Origin of the sequence: Paenibacillus xylanexedens, from assembly GCF_007680605.1 — a bacterium.
GTDB lineage: Bacteria > Bacillota > Bacilli > Paenibacillales > Paenibacillaceae > Paenibacillus > Paenibacillus xylanexedens_B.
This window is the reverse complement of sequence record NZ_VEIO01000001.1, coordinates 850,959-872,623: the sequence shown is the minus strand read 5'-3', so window position 1 is coordinate 872,623 and position 21,665 is coordinate 850,959. Positions and strand designations below refer to the sequence as shown.

The window sequence follows — 21,665 nt, the reverse complement described above, 5'->3', positions numbered from 1 at the left end:
CCCCAGAAGAATATTATACCATACAAATATATTCCGTACATATGTTCTTTTTCTGCACCATTTGTCTGAATTCGTCGCGTTATGTTGGACTTGTGTTACCCGAAAGCGGAACGGTTGAACCCGGCAGATTGGACGGATCCAGATATGCTTCTAGTGGGCAGTCAAGTAAACGCACAATAACAGCCTCGGTGTCGTTTACCGGTCTGACCTGCATCAACAAACCATTCATTCGGATCTCTTTCGTATCTCCCGCCTCTGTCCACATGCCTGACCATAGTTGCTCTGGAGGCATCACAGTATACATGGTTGTCATTGCGTGTATCCTCCTGCTTGCATCGCCTGTCTTCTATCTCCCATAAGCTTGTTTAATTGTGCAATGGCTTGACCAATACCACCAACAGCATCCATGAGACCGTACTTCACCGCGTCTGCACTTCCTACTGCTGTTCCAATATCCCGATTCAACTCTCCTGTCTTGAACATCAATTCTTTGAACATGTCTTCGGAAATGTTAGAGTGTGAAGTTACAAACCGTACAACGCGCTCCTGCATCTTCTCCATGTATTCAAACGTCTGGGGTACACCTATGACAAGTCCATTCATACGTATGGGGTGGATCGTCATTGTGGAACTTCCCGCAATAAGCGAGTACGTCGAAGCAACTGCAATCGGTACACCAATACTATGCCCTCCTCCAATGACAACGGTCACCGTTGGTTTGCTCAAAGAGGCAATCATCTCAGCAATAGCAAGGCCAGCTTCCACATCTCCACCTACGGTATTGAGAATGATCAAAATGCCTTCAATCTTCTGATTCTGTTCTGCCGCTACCAGCTGCGGAATAATATGCTCATACTTGGTTGTTTTGTTCTGTGGAGGTAAAATTAAATGTCCCTCTACCTGACCGATAATGGTCATGCAGAAAATATTAGATTCACTGGCTGGTGACTGTGTTTGCCCGAACTGCTGAATGGATTCTGTGACTGGAGAAAGTTGCTTCTCCTCCTGCACCGGAATATCTGGAGCTTCGGCCTCCGACTGATTGGATTTTGGCATTCGTTTGTTGTCATTCATCTGCTCATTCATAAAATGCTGTCTCCTTCTCCTGAAAAATATAATTGTTGTCTTTTCCTTAGTATGGGGAATCTGTCAACGACCTTATACTTTCCCTGAACAAACATTTCCATCAATCAGCCTTTGAAACTTTACTCCCCTCTCATACCTCCTTTTAAAAACACAAAAAAGCCCCTTCTCTACGAGGAACCGTCCAATATTACTCGTAGAGAAGGGGCGACTGTGTGCCTGATTATATGTTTTTTATTAAACTTATTTTAAACTTCCATAATGATTGGCAAAATCATCGGTCTACGACGCGTTTGCTCATACAGGAAACGTCCCAAAGCATCTTTAACGTTTGTTTTAAGTGAAGCCCACTCGTTTACATTTTCACTCATCAGCTTCTGCAAAGTACTGCTTACAATGCGATTAGCCTCATCCAGCAGTCCTTCTGACTCACGTACATACACGAATCCGCGGGAGATAATATCCGGACCAGAGACGATTTTACCATCCTGCTTGCTGAGTGTTACCACGACAACCAGAATACCATCCTGAGACAGCAATTTACGATCACGCAATACGATGTTACCAACATCACCTACACCCAGACCATCGATCAACACGTTACCTGCAGTTACTTTACCTGCTTTACGTGCAGCTCCACCTTGAATCTCGACAACTTCACCGATATCCGTAATGAAAATATTGTCCGGGTCGATGCCTACGGATTCAGCGAGCACCGCGTGACGACGTTGCATCCGGAATTCACCGTGAATTGGCAGGAAGTATTTCGGTTTCATCAAGTTGAGCATAAGTTTCAATTCTTCCTGGCTACCGTGACCAGATACGTGAACGCCGCTGTTAGCACCGCTGTAATGTACGTTAGCTCCCAGACGGAACAGTTCGTCAATTGTACGACCTACATACTTTTCGTTTCCTGGTACAGGTGTTGCTGCAATGATAACGGTATCTCCGGGAAGGATGTCCACTTTGCGATGCGTAGAACGCGCCATACGCGTCAATGCGGACATTGGCTCACCTTGGCTACCTGTGCAGAGAATAACTACACGATCTGCAGCCATTTTCCCAACTTCTTCCGGCTCAATGATCATTCCATCTGGAATTTCCAGATAACCTAAATCCGAAGCGATACCCACCACATTTACCATGCTGCGTCCGATCACTGCAACTTTACGTCCAGTAACCTCTGCTGCATTGATAACCTGTTGAATACGGTGTACGTTGGAAGCAAACGTTGCGACAACGACACGTTGGTTAGCTTTGCGGAAAATATCTTCCAGCACAATGCCTACGTTTTTCTCAGATGGAGTGAATCCAGGTTTCTCCGCATTGGTACTGTCAGAGAGCAACGCAAGTACGCCGTTGGTTCCGATCTGTGCCATACGTTGGAGATCTGCATACTGACCATTCACTGGCGTATGATCAAATTTAAAGTCACCTGTGTGAACAACTGCGCCTTCCGGCGTTTCTACACATACCCCGACGGAATCGGGAATACTATGATTAGTAGCAAAGAATGATGCTTTCAGCGTTGTTCCCAGTTCGATCTCTGAATCTGCGTTGATGAGGATACGTTTCGTCTCACCCAGCAAATTAGCTTCTTTCAGTTTGTTCTCAACAAGACCAAGTGTAAGTCTGGTTCCGTAAACAGGAACATTCAAGTGTTTGAGGACATATGGCAAACCGCCGATGTGATCCTCGTGACCGTGAGTTAAAATAATGCCGCGTACTTTATCACGGTTCTCGGTCAAGTACGAAATGTCAGGGATGACAATATCAATACCAAGCATATCTTCTTCAGGGAATTTAAGACCAGCGTCTACGACTACAATGTCGTTCGCGTATTGGATAACATACATATTTTTACCAATCTCGCCTACGCCGCCCAATGCAAAAATCATCAGCTTCTCGTTATTATTATTTTTCTTAGACAAATGAATCTGAACCTCCTATGGTAGTTGGACGTCGTACCTTATTATTTATTGTAAGTTAAGAAAAGTAGTTCAAACATCACACCCCTATGAATTAGGGATGAATGCAAAAGAACACCTTTATTCACGATATTTGGAAGAAGTTCTTCGAAGTTATACCCCATCACCAACAGGTTGGATCCGAATTTCCCCTCTTAGCCGTTCCTTCCTTTTTCACCGCAAAGCCACACCAACGAAACGATGTCGCTTTCAATTTCAAAAAAATACCGCACCCAGTCACTTGACATCATTATACATGATTAAAAACAGAAAAAACAAGTCACTCTCTCGTTAACCTGTAGGTTTCCCTTCCTGCAAAAAAAGAAACCTTACATCGCTCGTCAAAAAAAGAACCGCTGCCTCTACCTGAGAGGTGCGGTTCTTTCGTTAAACATAGCGTTCGTGCTTATCATTAATAAACGTCTAATGAATCCGACTTTTATTTACAATTGAAGCAGATTTTTAATGTAATCCTGCTCCTCTACGGTAGGCGGAATCAAAGGCAGACGCACTGAGCCTACGTCCAGTCCACGTAAAGTTAATGCATATTTTACCGCTACCGGATTAGGCAAAGGCTGTGGGCACTCAAACAACCCTTTAAATAGCGGGAAGAGCTTCTGATGAATGCGTCTCGCTTGTAGAGGGTCGCCGTCATAAAAGGCATCGATCATCTTTTTCATCTCTGCTCCCACGACGTGACTCGCCACGCTAACAATACCGTGAGCACCAACTGCAATAGCAGGCAAACCTGCCGCATCATCCCCTGAATAGACTCTGAAATGATCTGGTGCATCGGCTGCAATTAAAGTTACCTGCTCCATGGAGGCACATTCCTTCGTCGCCACAATATTCGGGATTTGTGCCAGTCGCAACGTGGTTGCAGCAGACAGGTTTGCGACAGTACGTCCAGGCACATTGTATAGCATCACTGGCAGCGTAGTTGCTGCAGCAATCGCTTCAAAATGTCTAAACATACCTTCTTGGCTCGGCTTGTTGTAATACGGAACAACTAATAATACCCCGTCTACCCCAACACGTTCAGCTTCTTTTGTCAGATGGATAGAATGGGCTGTGTTGTTGCTGCCCGTTCCGGCAATAATCTTGCACCTTCCAGCCGCATGTTTCACTGCAAATTCGAATAATTGAACTTTCTCTGTATCACTAAGTGTTGGCGACTCCCCTGTTGTTCCAGAAATCACGAGAGTCTCCGACTTTTGATCAACGATCAGATAATCGATGAGACGTGCCGTTTCCTCCCAATGAATCTCTCCTTGTGCATTGAACGGAGTGACCATTGCTGTAATCAATCTTCCAAAGTCCAATTCGATTCCTCCCTCAAAACAAGTCTGGCTCCGCTAACATGGGTGAGTTACAAGTGAAGTTCGAATGAGGCATGAAGTGCTCTCAAAGCCTGAACCATATCTTCTTTTTTAACAAGCACCCAGATCGTTGTATTGGAATCCGCCGATTGCAAAATCTGAATATCTGCGAGTGTAAGTGACTCCACAATGCGGGCCATAATTCCAGGCACACCGTTAATTCCTCCGCCAATAACAGATACTTTGGCACAGCCGGACAGACTTTGAGGCTTTAGTCCGATCTCCTGCAATACGCGTATAGCCTTCTCGGAATCACTATCAAACACGGTATAGACGACTCCCGAGGGGGTTACATTAATAAAATCAACGCTAATTGAATTTTCCGCCATCGTTTTGAAAACTTTTAATTGGAGGCGATCCGTCCCACCAGGAACATCCACCGTAATCTGCGTAACATTGCTCACATAAGCAATACCGGTTACATAGCGGTCAATAATGCCTGTCTGTACATCCTGAAACCCTTCCGGATGGGTAACAAGCGTACCTTCTGTATCGGCAAAAGTAGATCTTACCCGCACGGGAATTTGCGATTGCATCGCAATCTCGACGGCACGCGGATGAATAACTTTCGCCCCATGATGAGCCATGTTACAGATTTCCGCATAGCTTACTACGGTCAACGGACGAGCATCTTCAACTATCCGAGGGTCAGCCGTTAATATCCCGTTAACGTCCGTGTATATGTCCACCATCTCAGCTCGTAGTGCTGCACCCAGAGCTGTAGCGGATGTATCACTACCTCCGCGTCCGAGTGTGGTAAAATCGCCTTTTTCCGTTTGTCCCTGGAATCCAGTTACAATGACAACGCGACCGAGTTGAAGCTGTTCCAGCACACGAACAGGACGGACATCCAATATCCGGGCATTCCCGAAATTGTCGTCCGTCACAAAACCTGCTTGTGCGCCGGTCAGCACTGAAGTTGGAATGCCTTCATGTTCAAGCAAACTGCTGAGTGTTGTTGCAGAAATAATTTCACCACAGCACAGCAGTAAATCTTTTTCGCGAGCAGATAAAGCATTCCCGTTCTGTGCAGCCCAGTCCAAAAGTGTATCCGTAGCATAAGGCTCACCGCGGCGACCCATGGCTGACACCACAATAACGAGGTTAAAACCCGCTTCGAGCTCACGTTTAACATGCCGGAGCACATGCTCTCTTGCTTGCACAGTAGAGAGCGATGTACCTCCGAATTTTTGTACCATAATACGCATCTTTATTCCTCCATTTGTGTACGCAAGAAGACTGGACACGGGTCAAATCAACAAATGCATAACCCTTGGGAGCGTTCCGATGCGATAATCTCAGCAATGTATACGGCATGTATGACATGTATATCAAATACATCTCTCCTGCTTGCTGCATGAAGATCATATGCAAGCAGGAATGCCCTTATGAACAGGAACGTGTTTAGAGGTAGCTGTATAATCCAGCTATCGTCCCCCATGATTTTCTTTGTCTCTCGTACCCTTCTTCATTTCTCCAAGCGCATAGCCGTTATTGCCCTGAATACCATCCTTAAGCCTGTGGAGCACGCTCCACAATCATCGGTTGCAGTTGCTTTCCTTCCAGTGCACTCCAGCAAGCCTCCGGGATAAGTTCCATTTTGGCAACTAACGAGTTTGGTTTTTTCGTTGGATCATCTTGACCAAACGGTACAAAATATACATATTTGGCCACTAATAATTTAGCTATATTTGCTGCATTCAAACCAAGTCCATCATTCGTTGATATCGCCAGCACAAGCGGACGCTGATTACGCATCTGCGCTTTTGCAGCCATAAGCACCGGACTATCCGTCATCGCGTTCGCCAGCTTGCTTGTGGTATTCCCCGTGCACGGAGCAATGACCAGCACATCAAGCAGCTTGGAGGGCCCTAAGGGCTCCGCCTCAACAATTGTAGAGATGATCTCATTACCCGTTATATCTTTCAATTGTTTTTGCCAATTCTGCGCTGTTCCGAATCGCGTATCCGTCGTCAGTACCGAGTTCGAAATAATCGGAACGACATTCGCGCCTTCGGATACAAAGCGGCTAATGACTGGCATAACCTCTTCAAACGTACAATGAGACCCCGTAATTGCGTAACCTACCGTTTTACCCTGCCAGTTCATGATTTAACCTCCCGTGCGTTCTGTTCTTCCAAAAGCAAACGGATTAACGCGTCGGCAATAATGCCGCCAGCCGTTCTGGGAGCAACAATGCCGGGGAGGCCTGGTGCGAGCAGTGCCTTAATGCCACGTTTGTCTGCATATCTGAAATCGCAGCCGCCTGGGGCGGATGCAAGGTCGATAATGACGGCTTTTTGAGGCATCCTGGACAGGATTTGTGCTGTGATTATCATAGTCGGTATCGTATTAAAAAGCAAGTCAACTTCCCCGGTTTGAGCGGCCAAATCCGTTGTCATGAAAGGCTTCCAGCCCATGATCGTTGCCCTGGCAACATCCTCATTCCGCCGAATCCCCACTCGTACATTAGCTCCAAGTCCTTGCAATGTTTTGGCTAGCGTAAACCCTGTTCGACCGATGCCAAGCACGATGCATTCAGACCCGTGAATCGTAAAATCCGTTTCTTTAATTGCAATGGCGATGGCTCCCTCCGCTGTCGGAATAGAGTTGTATAGTGCGATGTCATCACGATCAAGCACTTCCACAAGCCGAAGGCCATTCTCCTCACAAAGTTCACGCAAAAACGGCTTTGCCATGCCAGTAAACACGGTGCAGTGCTCCGGCAGGGCGGCCATATGTTCCTTTTTCAGAACAATCGGTTCAACACTAAACGAAGAGCTCACTTTTCCTTGATCATCACAGCTCACAACAGGCAGGACCAATACATCTGCAGAAGCAAACACTTCATCCTTAAGTTCGCGGTGCTCAATGCCCGGAATCACTTGCTCCAGTTGATCGAAGCCTACTACACTTACCGTTGCATCAAGCTCGGCGCATTTTTGAATGACTTCAAGCTGCCTTGCATCTCCGCCAAGAACGACTATCCGGACTCCGGTCAGCATCGGGACGTCACTCCTTTCACCACATGTATGCCTTATCGTATGCAGTGGCCTACAGCGGGGTGAAAACAATAAAGGAATGAAATCCATGTTCAACATAAAAAGCCGCCCTGTAAAGGGCGGCCGGGATACACGCTATTATTATCGTTAGCCAACAATTATTATCGTTAGCCAACAATATGTTTGTAAAAAAGAAATCACGTACGGTATGGTTATTTACCTGTGTGTCCGAATCCGCCTTCGCCCCGCACGGTTTCCGAAAGTTCGGCCACTTCCGTCAATTCGATGGCAGGCACCGTCTGAAACACGATTTGAGCAATTCGTTCCCCTCGCACAATCGTAAACGGCTCCTGACCCAAATTAATGAGTAACACCTTCACCTCACCGCGATAGTCCGCATCAATGGTTCCAGGAGTGTTGAGACAGGTAATCCCGTGTTTGAACGCAAGTCCGCTACGCGGACGAATTTGAGCTTCCAGCCCAGCTGGCATCGCCATCGCAAGACCAGTAGGGATCAACGTACGCTGCCCCGGCTCTAGTACAACCTCTTCGTCCAATGCGGCCACCACATCAAAGCCGGCAGCCAGCTCGGACATCTTTTGCGGCAGTTTAATATCTTCGTTACCCGGTAATTTCTTTATTTGAACGTAATGCAACCAAATCATCCCTTCTCAGTCCAGCAATCGTCTTGTCTGAAGCTCCTACCATCGCGAGCGCAAACGGCTCTGCAAACATCAGATCAAGCACAGCGTCGATGTCATTCATCGTGACTTGCTCAATTTTGGCAATCATCTCGTCAAGCGTATGATGTCTGCCAAGCATCAATTCATTTTTCCCCAGTCGGTTCATACGACTGCCCGTGCTCTCCAGACTCAGGATCAGACTGCCTTTCAGCTGCTCCTTGCCTTTACGCAGTTCATCCTCGGATAATCCATTTACAGCCAGATCACGTAGAACTTCTTTGGTCAGATCCAGCACTTCTTTGGTCTGTTTCGGCGCTGTCCCCGCATAGATCGTGAATAGTCCACTGTCCGCATGAGAGCTATGATAGGAATAAACGGAGTAAGCGAGACCACGCTTTTCACGGATTTCCTGGAACAATCTGGAGCTCATGCCACCGCCAATTGCATTGTTAAGAACAACCATGGCAAATTGCAGCGGGTCTCCGATTTTGCAGCCCGGAAACGAGATACAGATATGATTCTGCTCCGTTTTCTTTTTGTGGAAGAGCTGACCGCTTTGAAAGGTCGGAATGTTTACTTCCTCGGTTACACCGTTAACATCAAAAGCACCAAAGTGTTTCTCCATCAGATCAATCACACTATCGTCAATGTTACCCGCAATACTGATCACGGTATTCTCGATGGTGTAGTGTTCCTTCATATATGCACGTAAATGACTGGAATCCATCGCTTTAAGTCGTTCTTCGGTTCCCAGGATCGGATATGCCAGCGGATGCTCTCCATATGCAGCGAGCGCCATCAAATCGTGAACCATGTCGTCAGGCGTATCCTCGTACATTGAGATTTCTTCCAAAATTACGTTTTTCTCTTTGACCAGTTCACCGTCGTCCATTTTGGAACGGAAAAACATATCGGACAACACATCAACCGCAATTGGCAGATGCTCATCCAGCACTTTCGCATAATAGCAGGTATACTCTTTGGATGTAAATGCATTCACATTACCGCCAATGGCGTCAAATTGCTCCGCAATCGCTTTGGCATCGAAACGATCTGTTCCCTTAAACAGCATATGTTCAATAAAATGGGATACCCCGTTATTTTCGGTACGCTCATTACGCGAACCTGTTTTCACCCAGATTCCAAATGACACGGAACGACAGGTCGGGATTTGTTCCATCACAACTCTGAGGCCATTGCCCAGCTGAATTTTTTTCACGGTTGGCCCTCCTACATCTCTATAATTGCCCTGATCTCAATAATGAACAAATTGAAATCGACATTTGGTTCCAACTTTTTGATATTAACAAAAAAACGGCGTTCACTCAACCGTATGGCCCTGCACCCGTTCAGAAGACAACGTCTCACTTACAGTTCCTAGCGAAAGCCCTTTGGCGTGGATCGAATCAATCATGCCTTTCAGTGCTCCTGCCGAGGAAGCAGTAGGATGCATGAGAATTAACGATCCTGCTTCAGTTTTCTTTGCAATTTTGGCAATCACAGAGTCCGGGCTCGGTTTACGCCAGTCCACTGTATCTACCGTCCAGAGGACGGTTTTTAGCCCCATCGATGCGGCGATATCCACCGTTTTTTGATTAAAATCACCCGAAGGCGGGGCAAACCAACGATTTTTCACACCGAGCGTTTGTTGTAATAACTCCTCGGTTTTGCTAATTTCTAATCGCGCCCGCTCAGCACTTAAACGACTCATGTCGGGATGTGAATATGCATGGTTGGAAAGCTCATGTCCACGCTTCTGAATTTCCTTGGCGAGTTCTGCATTTTTGCTCAGCCAGCTTCCATCCAGAAAAAATGTAGCCTTCACCTTCTCCGCGTCAAGCGTGTCCAGCATTGGAACGAGGAATTCATTCCCCCAAGCCACATTAATCATAAAAGAAACCATTGGTTTACTCGCATTGCCTCGATAGATCGGATGTGCCCCCAGGTCTTTTAACTGAATTTCCGGCTCAACTTGGCGATAGACGTATGGAATTTTGGTATTCAGCGTGCCGCCCAGCGCCTTGCGATACGTAGCTTCTACGTCAATCTCCAGGCCGTTATAACCCGGGATCGCTTTCCATACCCGATCAACTCTCGCATTCACCGGTGCAATTCGAGTTTCTGCTGCCTTATCCCTGATCGCAGATAACAATGATTCTTCTCCGGTCGCTTCCTTGAACATATCAAAAGCATTCTGAGTTCCCGGACCATCACGGATCTCCGTAATGTATGTACGTACACTGTCCACTTGTCCGATTAGCATGACCGCCGCCACACCCGCAAGAACAACCGCCAGTTTTTTGGATTGGTTTCTCACAGCTCCATCCTCCTGCCGTCTTTGTCCCCATCATATGAGGACAAGGACAGGAATATGAATAAAAACGGCAATCTGATGAATAGACATATTCTTGTTTAAACGTTAAAAAAAGAGCCAGAAATTCACATTCTGTCTCTTCATTCAACCATGCTTATGTTATTCAAACAAACGTCAGCAACCTAGGATTGCGCAGGAGCTTCTGCTGTTAGTACTGCTTTACGGGACAAGTTGATTCGACCTTGCGGGTCAATCTCGGTTACTTTTACAGTAATAGAATCACCGATCGCCACAACATCTTCTACTTTCGCTACACGCTCAGTAGACAATTGAGAGATGTGAACCAGACCTTCTTTATTTGGCAACACTTCAACGAATGCACCGAATTTCTCAACACGTTTTACTTTGCCGACATAGATTTCGCCAACAAGTACTTCGCGTACAATACCTTCGATAATCGCTTTGGCTTTATCATTCATCTCCTGATTGGAAGAAGCGATAAAGACACGTCCATCCTGCTCGATATCAATTTTAACACCGGTTTCTTCGATGATTTTATTGATGATTTTACCACCAGCGCCGATAACATCACGGATTTTGTCCGGATTGATATGCATAGTCGTAATTTTAGGCGCATATTGGGACAATTGCTCACGAGGTGTTTTCATCACTTCGGTCATTTTACCCAAAATGTGCATACGTCCCTCTTTGGCTTGAGCCAGCGCTTCGGACAAGATTTGACGATCGATTCCATCAATTTTGATGTCCATTTGAATCGCCGTTACGCCTTCAGGTGTTCCTGCTACTTTGAAATCCATGTCACCCAGATGATCTTCCATACCTTGAATATCACTCAGGATAGATACATGGTCTCCGTCTTTAATCAGACCCATCGCTACACCAGCTACCGGAGCTTTGATTGGTACACCTGCGTCCATCATGGCAAGTGTACTCGCACAGATACTTGCTTGGGACGTAGACCCGTTGGATTCCAATACTTCAGATACCAAACGAATCGTGTATGGGAAGTCCGTTTCAGAAGGAATGACTTTGGACAACGCACGCTCACCAAGCGCACCATGTCCGATTTCACGACGTCCTGGCGCACGAAGCGGACGAGCTTCACCTACGCTAAACGGCGGGAAGTTGTAATGATGCATGAAACGTTTCGTTTCTTCCAGACTGATGCCATCCAGAATTTGAACGTCACCCAGTGCACCCAAAGTACAGATGCTCAGTGCTTGTGTTTGTCCACGTGTGAACAAACCTGAACCATGTGTACGCGGAAGCAGGGAAGTATCACATTCAATTGGACGAATTTCGGCCAGGCCGCGTCCATCCGGACGAACTTTATCGTGAGTGATCAGACGGCGCACTTCTTCTTTGACGATATCGTGCAGCACTTCTTTCACGTCTTTGAGCAATTCAGGCGTCTCAAGATACTTCTCTTCGAAGTGAGCAACGGTTTCGTCATTCACTGCATCGATGGCATCCTGACGTGCATGTTTCTCGGCAATTTTAACGGCTTCCACCAGACGTGCGCTTGCATACTCACGAACGCTACTGTTTACTTCCGCATTAACCGCATGCAGTTTGACTTCCATTTTTTCTTTACCGGCAACTTGTACAAGCTCTTCGATGACCGTCACGATGTTTTTGATCTCGTCATGTCCGAACATGATTGCTTCAAGCATTACTTCTTCTGGCAATTCATTCGCTTCCGCTTCAACCATCATGATTGCATCTCTAGTTCCTGCAACCACGAGTTCAAGTTCGCTAATTTCCAACTGTGCAATCGTAGGGTTGATAATAAATTCACCATCAATACGACCAACCTTTACGCCACCAATCGGCCCGCTGAAAGGTACATCGGAAATGCTGAGTGCTGCTGAAGTACCAATCATTGCTGCGATTTGTGGTTCACAATCCTGATCCACGCTCATAACAATATTCAGAACTTGTACATCATTACGGAAACCTTCCGGGAACAATGGACGAATCGGACGGTCTGTCAGACGACTTGCCAGAATTGCTTTCTCGGATGGTCTACCTTCACGCTTGATAAATCCACCTGGGATTTTACCAACAGCGTACAATCTTTCCTCATAGTTCACCGTTAGTGGGAAAAAGTCCAAATCTTTCGGCTCACTGGATGCTGTCACGGTACACAATACGACGGTATCTCCGTACGTTACCTTTACGGCAGCATTTGCCTGCTTGGCCAAACGCCCGGTTTCAAGCGTAAGCTTTCTTCCACCAAGCTGCATTTCAACACGCTGTTCCATGAAATCCCTCCTTTAATTCGTTCCTATCACAATGGATTCTGCATATTAACAGTATTTCCTGCTTGTCCAGCATTCATTAACTACGGTTGGACAGGCCGGAGACTGACTTGCAAAACAAAAGCTCCTTGCGGAGCCCTCAGCTACAAATATATGGCAACATGTTCATCTACAAAACAACCCGGCTGTAAGCTCCGCTTGTCCTTTTAGACAAAAGAAAAGCGGATAACAGCCAGGTTGATTTTGAAAACATGTACGATAATTAACGACGCAATCCGAGTTTTTCGATCAGTGCGCTGTAACGTTTAACATCTTTGTTTTTCACGTAAGCCAAAAGCTTACGACGTTGACCTACCATTTTCAAAAGTCCACGACGTGAGTGGTGGTCTTTCTTATGCGTACGCAAGTGGTCTGTCAAACTTCTGATGTTTTCCGTAAGGATAGCAACTTGCACCTCAGGTGATCCAGTATCGGACTCATGAGTTTTGTGCTCGTCGATCAGTTGTTGTTTACGTTCTTGAGTCAATGCCATCCTATTCACCTCCTTCATTATAATCGCCATTAGCCTCGTCACCGCCGGTGAGAGCGTGTAACCAAGCTAAGGTTAATGTTGCCTCATTCGACAACGTAGTACATTATACCATACTTGCCCGGACAAAGTAAATGTAAACATCCATTTTTTTAAAGTTTTTAGGAAAGTAAGCGAGCAGCCGCGAGTGCATCTTCACGGATCTGAGCAATCAGAGCATCGATGGAATCGAATTTTCGTTCATTTCGAATGTAATGCACCAGTTCTACTTTCAGTTCCTGATCATAGATTTGGCCGTCAAAATCAAGCAGATGCACTTCGTACGTCGGTCTCATTCCATTCTCGTGAAAGGTAGGTTTGACACCCAGGTTCATCACACCTGTCAATTCTTGATCGCCAACGTTTACTCGTACAGCATATACACCTTTGGCTGGTGTAACATAGTGATCGGTAAGTTCGAGATTGGCGGTAGGAAAACCGATGGTCCGTCCCCTTTTCTCTCCGTGAATCACAGTACCTCTGACACTATAAGGACGTCCAAGCCACTGGCTTGCCTCATCCATCTCACCACGCTTCAACAGAGCACGGATCAGCGAGCTACTTACTTTCTCCCCGCCCAGCAAGAACGGAGGCACGGTCTCTACTGTCATTTCTCCATTTCCAAGCGTACGAAGCATTTGTTCATCCCCAGCACCTTTGTGCCCGAACCGGAAATCAAATCCAACAACAGCTGTACGCGTTTGGAGAGGAAGCAACAGTTCATGAACGAATTGCTCTGGCGAGAGCTGTGAAAATGATTCATTGAACTCGACAACATAGAGTATGTCTACGCCCATGCCAGCCAAAATTTCTTCTTTGTCTCTGAGAGGCGTCAGATAACCCTCGTAATCCCCTTTGCGCATAACTTCCTTCGGGTGTGGGTGGAAGGTCATGACGGCCGCCTTCATATCCGATTCCCTAGCGATGCGAACGGCGGATAGAATGACGCTTGCATGTCCGAGATGCAACCCGTCAAATTGACCGATAGCCAGCACTTGGGGATGTGTACTCAGTTCCGCGGATTGCAATGTTTGCGGATAGGTTAGCATTACGGTTTTCACAATCATTCACCTGCATTTCACTTGATAGGCCAAGCTTGAACCTCGTCATCACGCCAAGCCATTGCCTCTTTATTCCGGTAAAAAGACTTTAACAGCCCTCACGGTTGGTTTCAATTCATCCCGCTCAAAAATACCCAGAAACGTTCCATCTTGAGCATATAGACGCAGTAGCCCTGGCTTCTCCACAGGCGGCTCCAGTAAACGTGCTGACAGCTTTTGGCCCTGTAGAGCGCCCTTCGTCTGTTCTTCTCCAACTTTATGGGCTGGAATGGAAGAGATCGCTTCATCTACGGGAATCAATGCTTCAGAGAGAGTCCCTTCGTTCATACGTTGTTCCACATCTTCGATACGAAGACAATGATCTGCCGAGATACCAGCAGATATCGTGCGTTCCAACTTGACCATGGTGGACGGGAAACCAAGTTCACGACCGATGTCTACACATAATGTGCGAATATACGTCCCTTTTGAGCACAAGGCGCGGAACGAAATATCCGTTGTTCCATCATGGGTTTCGATTCCGATAAGCTCAAGCTCGTAGATGGTGACTTCACGACTCTTGCGTTCTACGGTCTTACCCTTGCGGGCAAGCTCATATAGCCGTTTTCCATCCACCTTTACTGCTGAATACATCGGCGGAACCTGCGAAATGGTACCCAAAAACTTCTGAAATACCTGTTGCACCTGATCCTGAGTTACTTCTACAGGGGATTCCGAACGTTCAATAATTTCACCCGTCAGATCCTCGGTGTCTGTAGCAAGGCCCAGCCTTAGTGTCGCAAGGTACTCCTTCGGAAGTTCCTGCATATACTCTACCACCCGCGTCGCTCGTCCAAGGCATAACGGAAGAACTCCGGTTACTTGGGGATCGAGTGTGCCCGTATGACCGATGCGCTTCATTTTCAAAATCCGACGCATTTTGGCTACAACATCATGGGAAGTAAATCCCGCTGGTTTGTATACCGGGAGAATACCTTCAAACGGTTTTACCATTGTGTATTCACCTGCTTCAACACTTTTTCCACGCTTTCTTCGATCTTTCCTTCCAGTCGGCATCCAGCTGCGAGAACATGTCCGCCGCCGCCAAAAGTTTGTGCCAGTGCTGCAACATCTATTTTACCGGCAGAACGCAAGGAAGCTTTAACAGCATTATCGTTGATCACTTTGAAAAAGATACCCACTTCTACTCCACGAATGTTACGGGTATAGTTGACGATCCCTTCCAGATCTTCGTTGGCTGCTCCACACTCCTGCATATCTTCCGGTGTAATAACAACCCAGGCAACTCTGCCGTCTTCTGACATTTGCAAAGATGACAGTGCCTTGTTCAAGATGCGGATCTGCGGGAGAGTCACCTCTTCGAGCAGCGTTTGCGCCAAATAAGGTCCATCTACACCATGCTCCAGTAAGCGGGAAGCAACATTCATCACATTGGGACTTGTATTCGCATAACGGAATCCGCCCGTATCTGTTAGCAGACCTGTGTATACTGCCGTAGCTATATCCTTATCCCATGTAATGTCGAAGAGTTGTAGCAATTCAAACAAAATTTCGGCTGTTGCTGCTGCATCGGATTTTATAATATTCACTGAACCATATCCGTTATTCGTAGGATGATGATCGATATTCAAAATAATGGCGTCTTCTTCAAAATATTGACGGGTAAGCCCCACTCTAGCAAAGTCAGCGCAATCAACACAAATGATCGCTTTATACTTACGCTCCGGGGGTTGTTCGGTCATGTTCACAATGGCATCCGCATGATACAGAAAACGCATGCGTGATGGAATTTCACCCTCATTAATCATTGTGAATGTTTTTCCCAGACATGACAGCAGCCAGCCCATCGTTACCGTCGAGCTGACTGCGTCACCGTCCGGCTGTACATGCGACACGACCAGGTAATCGTCATGCTCCAGCAAGAATTGTTTTCCTGCCTGAAGCGCCTGTTCATAAGTGTGCATTGCCGTCTCCTCTATTCTGTTACTGGGATTCGTTTTTGTCGTTGTCAGAACCAATATCGCCAAGTAGCTTTTCAATTCGGCTACCATATGCAATTGATTCGTCGATCTTGAATATCAACTCGGGAACATGACGAAAACGGATACGTTTGCCCAACTCCGTGCGCAAAAAGCCGTTTGCTTTCGCAAGTGCTTTAAGCGAGTTATCCTTTTGCTCCTGTTCACCGAAGACACTCAGATAAACTTTGGCTTGCGACAAGTCGCCAGTTACTTCAACTCCTGTCACGGTAATAAAACCGATGCGTGGATCTTTCAGTTCTGACTGGATGAGCAGACTCAGTTCTTTCTTGATCTGCTCGCCCACTCTACCTGTACGAATCTTAGCCATTGTTGTTCACCTCAAACTTCCTTGCTTATCGTTGTACGGTCTCCATGATGAAGGCTTCGATTACATCGCCTTCCTTGAGATCGTTGTATTTATCCAATGTGATACCACACTCGTAACCTTGAGCCACTTCTTTGGCATCATCTTTAAAGCGTTTCAGGGAATCCAGCTTACCTTCGTAAAGGACGATACCATCACGAATCAGGCGAGCTTCCGCAGAACGAGTGATTTTGCCAGAGGTAACCATACAACCCGCAATGGTACCCACTTTACTGATGGAGAAGGTATTACGTACTTCAGCATGGCCAATCACTTTTTCTTTGTAGATCGGATCAAGCATACCTTTCATTGCTTGTTCAATCTCTTCGATAACACTGTAGATGACGCGGTGCAGACGAATGTCTACTTGCTCTTGATCCGCAGTAATTTTGGCTTGGTTTTCAGGACGAACATTGAAACCGATCACGATGGCATTGGAAGCCGCAGCCAAAATGATGTCGGATTCCGTGATCGCACCAGCACCGCTGTGAATGATCTTCACGCGTACACCCTCAACCTCGATCTTTGCAAGGGAACCTTTCAATGCTTCAACCGAACCTTGCACGTCACCTTTAATGATCACGTTCAAATCTTTGATCTCGCCATCTTTGATGTGCTGGAACAGATCATCCAGAGTAACACGTGTGTTCGTGCCCAGATCGGACTCACGTTGCGTAATCGCACGTTTGTCAGCGATGGAACGAGCTTTACGCTCATCTTCAAACACCATGAACGGATCTCCTGCCCCTGGTACTTCAGTCAAGCCTGTAATTTCTACCGGTGTAGATGGTCCGGCTTCTTTCAGACGACGGCCTTTATCATTGACCATTGCACGTACACGACCGAAACAGTTACCCGCTACGAACGCATCTCCGACTTTCAGTGTACCGTGTTGTACAAGGATACGCGCAACTGGTCCACGCCCTTTATCGAGCTCAGCTTCAATGACCGTACCCCGGGCACGTTTATCCGGATTTGCTTTGTATTCATTTACTTCTGCAACGAGCAGAATCATTTCAAGCAAACCTTCCAGACCCATTCTTTGTTTCGCAGATACGTTTACAAAGATCGTATCTCCGCCCCACTCTTCCGGAACGAGTTCATAGTTTGTCAGTTCCTGCTTCACTTTGTCCGGATCAGCGCCGGGCTTATCGATTTTGTTAACCGCTACGATGATTGGCAAACCTGCCGCTTTGGCATGGTTAATCGCTTCAACCGTTTGTGGCATAACACCGTCATCGGCTGCAACTACAATAATCGTCATATCCGTAACTTGTGCTCCACGCGCACGCATAGCTGTAAATGCTTCGTGACCCGGAGTATCCAGGAACGTGATTTTTTTGTGGTTGATCTCAACTTGATAGGCACCGATATGTTGCGTGATTCCGCCAGCTTCGCCGCCAGTTACATTCGTAGAACGAATGGCATCCAGCAATGTTGTTTTACCATGGTCAACGTGACCCATGATCGTTACAACCGGAGGACGGGATTGAAGATCTGCTGGATCATCATTCTCTTCAACGGTTTCGAAACGGTCGTCTTCAAGCACAATCTTCACTTCAACTTCAACACCGAATTCACCTGCAAGCAGGAGAATGGTATCGATATCAAGCTCTTGGTTAATGGTTGCCATAACACCCATACCAATCAGCTTTTTAATAACTTCAGAAGCATCCTTGTGAAGAAGTTTCGCCGTTTCACCCACAGTCATGTCGCCACGAACGATGATTTTCTTCGGTGTGTTATCGATTTTCTCACGTTGCACATACTGTTGCTGATTTCTGTTACGGTTGTTTTTGCCACCACGGTTATTACGGAAGTTACCGCCACCACGGTTATCGTCGAAACGACGTCCGCCACCGCCACCACTATTGGAACGGTTGCCGCTGTTATTACCGGAATTGCCTTGACCGCCTCTACGCTGGCCACCTTGTCCCTGACCTTGGCCACCAGTACGGTTAGCATTGTTGCCAGAGTTACTGCCGGTGTTCGGTCCTGCCGATCTGCCTGGACCGCCGCTATTGTTCGGACGTTGACCGGACCCTTGCGGGCGGGAACCCGTGTTTCCTTGACCGCTCGAAGCTGGTCTTGGACGATTTCCTGTTTGTCCTCCCTGGCTTGAGCCTTGGGAAGAAGAATTTGTTCTGTTACGGCTGTCTTGGCCGCTTGGTCTTTGAGCGCCATTGTTATTGTTGGAATTTGGTCTATTGTTCATACCTACCTGCTTTTCCTGTTGTATTTTTGTTTGTACGGGACTACCGGCTGTTGTATTGCTATTCGGCGTGTTCACTCCGCCGCCCGGCTTGTTGCTGTCCACTGGTTTGTCACTGCGTACAGCCGAAGTCGCAACAGACTTGGCTTCGCCACCTTGTTTCGAAGCGGCAGTGGATTTTATATCTTTAAAAAATTGTTCCACTTTACCGACTGAACCATTCTCCATCACACTCATATGATTGTTAACGGGAATATCCAGCTTTTTAAGAATGGTTATAATTTCTTTACTGCTCATGTTAAGGGACTTCGCATATTCATAAACTCGCAATTTTTCCTTGTTTTCCTGTTTACTCAATATACTCCACCTCCGACATTATACCGACTTGCTTGGAGATCATTTTTGCAAACCCAAGGTCTGTTACTGCAAGAACCACCCGCGTGTCTTTACCGATGCTTGACCCAATACGGTCACGATCCAATCCGATAAGAAGCGGAACCTTGTAAGTAGCACATTTGTCGCGAAATTTCTTTTGTGTATTCGCCGAGGCGTCGCCTGCAACTATAACCATCTTGGCTTCACCCGAACGGATCGCCTTGTGCACAATCTCATCACCTGTGAGCAGTTTACCAGCGCGCATGGATAGACCGAGGTAAGACAACACTTTCGTATCACTCATCCTCTTCACGCTCCTGTGCAGCAATGAATTCATCCTCAACTGCAACGAAATCAGCAGCGAGCTGTTCATAGATTTCTGGTGAAACTTTACTCTTCAGCGCACGATCAAGCGCACGATTTTTAAGTGCAAGCTTGAAACAAGACTCTTTGCCACACAGATATGCGCCTCGTCCGGACTTTTTACCGGTCAGATCAATTAGCACTTCGTCCTCAGGCGTTTTAACGATGCGAATCAGTTGTTTTTTGGGCATCATTTCTTGACATGCCACACATTTGCGTAGCGGCACTTTTTTAGGTTTCATACGTCAGCGCCCCCTCCGTGCTTTCCTTTAGTCGACGGAGACGGAATCCTGATGCATTTCCGAAGAAGAATCTTTTTCTCTGCCGAATTCCTGCTCCGCCTGGCTCTCGCTCTTAATGTCGATCTTCCAGCCCGTTAATTTGGCTGCCAATCTAGCATTTTGACCTTTGATGCCGATGGCAAGGGACAGTTGATAGTCAGGAACGATCACCCGAGCCATCTTTTCCTCCTCGAACACGTGAACTTCCAAAACTTTAGAAGGACTCAGTGCATTCGCCACATATTCGTCCACTTGTTCGGAATAACGAACGATGTCGATTTTCTCACCGCGCAGCTCACCCACAATGGTCTGCACGCGCATCCCTTTTGGACCTACACAAGATCCAACCGGATCAACTTCCTCATTGCGAGAATGAACTGCAATTTTGGAACGGAATCCTGCTTCGCGGGCAACCGAACGAATCTCAACTACACCGTCAAAAATCTCGGGTACTTCCAGTTCGAAAAGGCGTTTTAAGAGGCCCGGATGAGTACGGGACAAGATGATTTGTGGCCCTTTAGTCGTATTCTCTACTTTAGTGATGTAAGCCTTGATGCGGTCACCGTGAACAAACTTCTCGTTCGGCATTAACTCGGTGAGTGGCAGTGCCGCTTCGATTTTGCCCAGGTCGATGTAGATATTGCGCAAATCCTGACGCTGCACTACTCCCGTAACGATATCTTCTTCCTTATCCACGAAAGCATTGTAGATCAGGCCACGTTCGGCTTCACGAATCCGCTGAGTTACAACCTGTTTAGCCGTTTGTGCGGCGATACGTCCAAAGTCGCGCGGTGTAACTTCAATCTCCGCAATATCTTCCAGCTGGAAGTGTGGATTGATTTCCCGTGCAGCAGGCAATGAAATCTCAGTCCGTGAATCCAGGACTTCTTCCACGATCAGTTTGCGGGCATATACGCGAATAACCCCCGTATTACGGTTCATGTCAACACGTACGTTCTGCGCCGTGTTAAAATTACGCTTGTAACTGGAGATAAGTGCAGCCTCGATCGCTTCAAACAGCACATCCTTGCTGATCCCTTTTTCCCGTTCCAATTCATTCATTGCTTCAATAAAATCCATACTCATGAATGTTGATCCCCCTTTCAAACATGGCATCCCATACGTAAAACGGCGAAGGCTCGAAACTTGTGAGCACCTTGCCGTTATCGTGAGATGTGTCTTTTTCATTAATCAAGTGAACAAGGCACTTTAAAACAAAATGGCCAAGCGCGCACTGGCAACCTTTTCATAAGAAATGGTATGCTGCTTCTTGCCTGTTTCAATCACAAGCTCCCCGTTGTCAAAGGAAAGCAGCTTGCCTTCGAATTCCTTTAATTTATTCACCGGCTCGTAGGTTGTAACAAATACGTTTTTGCCTACGGCTTTGGCAACATCCCCCGCTTTTTTCAGTGGACGCTCCGCACCGGGAGAAGACACTTCAAGGAAATAGACAGATGGGATCGGATCGTTTTCATCCAGCTTGGCGCTCAGCTTTTCGCTGATCAAGACACAATCGTCGATGTCGATTCCACCCTCTTTGTCGACATACACCCGTAAAAACCAGTTGCTGCCTTCTTTGACGTATTCGATGTCAACCAGCTCGAAGCCTTGTTCGTTCAAGTAGGGTTGGATCATTTCTTCCACGGTAGATTTAATATTCGTTGTGCTCAAAACCGATAACCTCCAACTTAGGTCACACCAACTATAATC

21 protein-coding genes are annotated in these 21,665 nt (G+C 46.8%); all 21 read right to left on the bottom strand.

The window, feature by feature from the left end; translation table 11 throughout:
- Positions 1 to 79 precede the first annotated feature (79 nt).
- The 21 genes from FS818_RS03985 to rimP all read right to left on the bottom strand — a co-directional run bounded on the left by FS818_RS03985 (position 80) and on the right by rimP (position 21,626).
- Positions 80 to 313 carry a YlzJ-like family protein gene (locus FS818_RS03985; protein WP_145329835.1) on the bottom strand — a complete coding sequence of 78 codons (234 nt, stop codon included), beginning with the start codon at positions 311 to 313 and terminating at the stop codon, positions 80 to 82.
- Entirely contained in the window at positions 310 to 1,074 is a 765-nt protein-coding gene (locus tag FS818_RS03980) for a ClpP family protease (RefSeq protein ID WP_313960472.1), read from the bottom strand. Before FS818_RS03980 ends, FS818_RS03985 begins: the two co-directional genes overlap by 4 nt.
- A gap of 257 nt (positions 1,075 to 1,331) precedes the next feature.
- Positions 1,332 to 2,981 carry a ribonuclease J gene (locus FS818_RS03975; protein ID WP_397351758.1) on the bottom strand — a complete coding sequence of 550 codons (1,650 nt, stop codon included), beginning with the start codon at positions 2,979 to 2,981 and terminating at the stop codon, positions 1,332 to 1,334.
- Positions 2,982 to 3,493: 512 nt separating this feature from the next.
- Positions 3,494 to 4,372 (bottom strand): 4-hydroxy-tetrahydrodipicolinate synthase, encoded by an 879-nt coding sequence (dapA, locus tag FS818_RS03970; RefSeq protein WP_145329831.1) that lies wholly within the window; start codon positions 4,370 to 4,372, stop codon positions 3,494 to 3,496.
- Positions 4,373 to 4,419: 47 nt separating this feature from the next.
- On the bottom strand, positions 4,420 to 5,637 hold the full coding sequence (gene dapG / locus FS818_RS03965) for an aspartate kinase (protein ID WP_145329829.1): 1,218 nt from the start codon (positions 5,635 to 5,637) through the stop codon (positions 4,420 to 4,422).
- A gap of 304 nt (positions 5,638 to 5,941) precedes the next feature.
- Positions 5,942 to 6,538 (bottom strand): dipicolinate synthase subunit B, encoded by a 597-nt coding sequence (locus FS818_RS03960; RefSeq protein ID WP_145329827.1) that lies wholly within the window; start codon positions 6,536 to 6,538, stop codon positions 5,942 to 5,944.
- Positions 6,535 to 7,434: a dipicolinate synthase subunit DpsA gene (gene dpsA, locus FS818_RS03955; protein WP_145329825.1), complete on the bottom strand. Its 900-nt coding sequence runs from the start codon at positions 7,432 to 7,434 to the stop codon at positions 6,535 to 6,537. Before dpsA ends, FS818_RS03960 begins: the two co-directional genes overlap by 4 nt.
- A gap of 209 nt (positions 7,435 to 7,643) precedes the next feature.
- The gene (gene dut / locus FS818_RS03950) at positions 7,644 to 8,096 is read right to left on the bottom strand and encodes a dUTP diphosphatase (RefSeq protein WP_186331575.1); all 453 of its coding nucleotides are present in this window, start codon (positions 8,094 to 8,096) and stop codon (positions 7,644 to 7,646) included.
- Positions 8,053 to 9,333 carry a M16 family metallopeptidase gene (locus tag FS818_RS03945; protein WP_145329822.1) on the bottom strand — a complete coding sequence of 427 codons (1,281 nt, stop codon included), beginning with the start codon at positions 9,331 to 9,333 and terminating at the stop codon, positions 8,053 to 8,055. The genes dut and FS818_RS03945 overlap by 44 nt, the downstream gene beginning before the upstream one ends.
- 102 nt (positions 9,334 to 9,435) lie before the next feature.
- Entirely contained in the window at positions 9,436 to 10,431 is a 996-nt protein-coding gene (locus FS818_RS03940; RefSeq protein ID WP_145329820.1) for a polysaccharide deacetylase family protein, read from the bottom strand.
- 179 nt (positions 10,432 to 10,610) lie between these two features.
- Positions 10,611 to 12,713: a polyribonucleotide nucleotidyltransferase gene (gene pnp / locus FS818_RS03935; protein WP_145329818.1), complete on the bottom strand. Its 2,103-nt coding sequence runs from the start codon at positions 12,711 to 12,713 to the stop codon at positions 10,611 to 10,613.
- Between the two features lie 259 nt (positions 12,714 to 12,972).
- Entirely contained in the window at positions 12,973 to 13,242 is a 270-nt protein-coding gene (rpsO, locus tag FS818_RS03930; protein WP_056700672.1) for a 30S ribosomal protein S15, read from the bottom strand.
- A gap of 158 nt (positions 13,243 to 13,400) precedes the next feature.
- Positions 13,401 to 14,339 (bottom strand): bifunctional riboflavin kinase/FAD synthetase, encoded by a 939-nt coding sequence (locus FS818_RS03925; protein WP_397351709.1) that lies wholly within the window; start codon positions 14,337 to 14,339, stop codon positions 13,401 to 13,403.
- Between the two features lie 69 nt (positions 14,340 to 14,408).
- On the bottom strand, positions 14,409 to 15,332 hold the full coding sequence (gene truB, locus FS818_RS03920; protein WP_145329814.1) for a tRNA pseudouridine(55) synthase TruB: 924 nt from the start codon (positions 15,330 to 15,332) through the stop codon (positions 14,409 to 14,411).
- Complete coding sequence (locus FS818_RS03915; protein WP_145329812.1) at positions 15,326 to 16,303, bottom strand: DHH family phosphoesterase; 978 nt, start codon at positions 16,301 to 16,303, stop codon at positions 15,326 to 15,328. The genes truB and FS818_RS03915 overlap by 7 nt, the downstream gene beginning before the upstream one ends.
- A gap of 19 nt (positions 16,304 to 16,322) precedes the next feature.
- Positions 16,323 to 16,688 (bottom strand): 30S ribosome-binding factor RbfA, encoded by a 366-nt coding sequence (rbfA, locus tag FS818_RS03910; RefSeq protein ID WP_090923831.1) that lies wholly within the window; start codon positions 16,686 to 16,688, stop codon positions 16,323 to 16,325.
- Positions 16,689 to 16,713: 25 nt separating this feature from the next.
- Positions 16,714 to 19,293 carry a translation initiation factor IF-2 gene (infB, locus tag FS818_RS03905; RefSeq protein ID WP_145329810.1) on the bottom strand — a complete coding sequence of 860 codons (2,580 nt, stop codon included), beginning with the start codon at positions 19,291 to 19,293 and terminating at the stop codon, positions 16,714 to 16,716.
- The gene (locus tag FS818_RS03900) at positions 19,286 to 19,615 is read right to left on the bottom strand and encodes a L7Ae/L30e/S12e/Gadd45 family ribosomal protein (RefSeq protein ID WP_123064487.1); all 330 of its coding nucleotides are present in this window, start codon (positions 19,613 to 19,615) and stop codon (positions 19,286 to 19,288) included. The genes infB and FS818_RS03900 overlap by 8 nt, the downstream gene beginning before the upstream one ends.
- Positions 19,608 to 19,916, bottom strand: coding sequence for an RNase P modulator RnpM (rnpM, locus tag FS818_RS03895; protein WP_090923834.1), 309 nt, complete (start codon positions 19,914 to 19,916; stop codon positions 19,608 to 19,610). The genes FS818_RS03900 and rnpM overlap by 8 nt, the downstream gene beginning before the upstream one ends.
- A 27-nt stretch (positions 19,917 to 19,943) precedes the next feature.
- Positions 19,944 to 21,041 (bottom strand): transcription termination factor NusA, encoded by a 1,098-nt coding sequence (gene nusA, locus FS818_RS03890; protein ID WP_090923835.1) that lies wholly within the window; start codon positions 21,039 to 21,041, stop codon positions 19,944 to 19,946.
- A 123-nt stretch (positions 21,042 to 21,164) separates the two neighbouring features.
- A complete protein-coding gene (rimP, locus tag FS818_RS03885) occupies positions 21,165 to 21,626 on the bottom strand; it encodes a ribosome maturation factor RimP (RefSeq protein WP_145329808.1) in 462 nt (153 codons plus the stop codon).
- Between the last annotated feature and the right edge of the window lie 39 nt (positions 21,627 to 21,665).